This window comes from Corallococcus praedator (assembly GCF_003612125.1).
Lineage (GTDB): Bacteria > Myxococcota > Myxococcia > Myxococcales > Myxococcaceae > Corallococcus > Corallococcus praedator.
Genome location: NZ_RAWI01000686.1, coordinates 1 through 2,420, shown reverse-complemented (window position 1 = coordinate 2,420; position 2,420 = coordinate 1). Strand labels below are relative to the sequence as shown.

At 71.0% G+C, this 2,420-nt stretch carries 2 protein-coding genes; both read right to left on the bottom strand.

Annotated features, from left to right (window positions below; all coding sequences use genetic code 11):
- Positions 1-176: 176 nt before the first annotated feature.
- A complete protein-coding gene (locus D7Y13_RS40830) occupies positions 177-1,649 on the bottom strand; it encodes a DNA/RNA non-specific endonuclease (protein ID WP_120535306.1) in 1,473 nt (490 codons plus the stop codon).
- A gap of 145 nt (positions 1,650-1,794) precedes the next feature.
- Positions 1,795-2,420 (bottom strand): gamma-glutamylcyclotransferase family protein (locus D7Y13_RS40825; protein ID WP_439329260.1); only part of this gene is annotated, 626 nt, incomplete at its 5' end.

The following is a 2,420-nucleotide window of genomic DNA, read 5'->3' as shown; positions in this document are numbered from 1 at the left end:
CTCTTCGACCGCCCCCAGGCGCCCGACAAGGGCACGGCGCTGGAGCTCACCCACGTGGAGAAGCGGGATGGGGGCATCGTGTGGCTCAAGTACCGCGTGCGCAACGGGGCACGCTGAAGCCCCTCTCAACCCGGGCGCGTCCCTCCTGCCTGCCGTGCGCGGACGCCGACAGAAGCTCAGGCGGACGGCGGGGCGCGCAGCAGCGTCGCGGACTCGTAGAGGCTCTCCTGTTGGAAGATGCCCGCCGCGGATGCGTCCTTCTCCAGCTTCTCCTGCACACCCTTGGGCAGCTGCGCGTAGAGGTCCTGGCCCAGCAATCCCTCCAGCTGGTCCACCGGCACGCGCGACGCCTCCAACATGGGGACGATCTCGTCCTTCTTCGACGGGCCTTCCTTCGCGTTCGGCACCATGTACGCGAACATCGACAGGTTGCCGTTGGGCAGCTCCAGCAGCACCGTCTTGAAGTTGTGCGTGGGCACCGCCATCTTGCGGTCCTTCGCGCCCATCGTCTCGATGGACTCGGGCGGCAGCGGCTTGCCCTTGTCATCCAGGTACAGGTTGCCCGTGACGATGTAGGCCTTGCCGCCGGTCTCTTTCACCAGCTCCGACACCCCGCGCTCCAGCGTGCGCCAGACCTGCTGGTTGTGATTGCCGTGCTGCGGGGCGATGTTGCTCATGTAGTGGCTTTCGTTCATCGCCGCCTGCGTGGGCGAGTCCTCGGCCGCCTTCATGTGTCCCCGGTCGAAACCGGTGTTGTTGTAGTCGGAGTCCGTCACGCCCCCGACGCCCACTTCCGGGTCACGCACGAAGGTGCTGTTGAGCCGGCTGACGTCCGCGGGCGTCTCCTTCACGTCCGCCGCGGACAGCATGTAGCTGACGAACGTGGGCACGTTCTTGTCCGTGTCCAGCAGCGTGCGCGAGTACTCCTTCACCAGGTTCAGCCCGGGCGTCGCGCCCTCGCCGCCCACGGGCCGGAGCGGATCCAACTCGCCCGCGACTTCCGCCACGCGGCTCTGGAAGGTGGCCATCTGCTGGTCGGGCACCCACTGCGTGTCCGCCGCCGTCCCCGTGCCCTTGGCCTGGTTCGCCTTGGACGCGTTCACGTAGGCCGTCAGCTCCTCCGCGGAGAGCTGCCCGTCCGCGTTGCCGCCCAGCAGATCCGCGCGCTTCGCCACCGACGCCTGCCAGGGGCTGTCGAACGCGTCCACCGACACCGACTGCGCACCGCCCGCGAGCTTCGCGTCGAGCGCCGCGCGCTGCTGCTGGATGGCCGTGGACGTGAGGAACTGCGCGTCCGTGGGCGCGGAGAGGTACGTCTCCAGCTCCGCCGCGGACACCTGGCCGTTCTCACCCCGGCCGTCCACGCCGCCCGCGTCCGCCGCCTTCAGCAGGCGGCCCTGCCAGCTCTCATCCGTCCAGCCGAACTTCTGCTGGAGGTCGGAGATGGCCACTTCCTTCGTGGCGGAGCGCTTCCAGCTTCCCCCCGAGGGGGCCACCACCGTGTTGGAGGGAACGGCGCTGGCGGGGGCGGCATTGCCCGGCACGGGCGCGGCGGGCACCGCGGTGTTCGCGGGCGCGGCGGCGGTGTCGGACGCATTCGCGGGCGTAGGGCGCGGGGGAGTGGCTCGCGTCGGGATTCGCAGCGACATGCGGTGAACGTCCTCGGGGCCGTGGGGGAACAGTCCGGGAGAGGGGGCCCTCCACCCATCGTCGGCGTGACGCGGCACCCGGTTGCGTCGCACCTCCCTTTTTCTCAGGGGGCAGGGCTTTTTTCGGTCAGGATCAACCCGGCTGTCACTTTATGCCGGGCTTGTTGGGCGTCTGCGTGCGGTGGCCGTCGGGTCGGGCGTGCTGGACGGCGTGGACGATGCGGGCTTCGGCCTGGAGCTTTTCGACGACGGCGGCAGGCAGGCGAGCGCGTTCGGCGGCGACGGCGAGGGTGATGAGGAAGGCCTCGCTGACGGGCCCCTGGGTGGAGGGGTTCCGGGCGGCGGGGGTGAAGGCGTGGGCCTCCACCACGGCCCCTGACGCGGTGCGCACCCGCACCGGGCGCTCCTCGTTGGCCAGGGCGAGGGCGGTCTCCAGGCGGGCCAGGACGGGCCAGGACTCGGCGTCCACGGGACGCAGCCGGCCGGTGACGTGGTGTCCGGGGGCATCCACGAGGCGCGCGACCCGGCCGCCCCAGTTGGGCACGTGGACGTCATAGACGACGTCCACGTCCAGGGCCTCGGCGAGCTCGCCTTCGGGGAAGTCGGGCACGGGGGGCAGGCCGTGCAGGTGCCGGCTCGCCGCGGCCGGAGCCAGGTCGAGGGAGAACGCGAACCAGGGACGCGAAGCCGCGGGGCCAGGTGCCATGGACTTGAGTCTCCCCGGCGTGCGGCGGGCGGACAAGGGGCGGGCGGTGCGGATCCGCGCGGGTG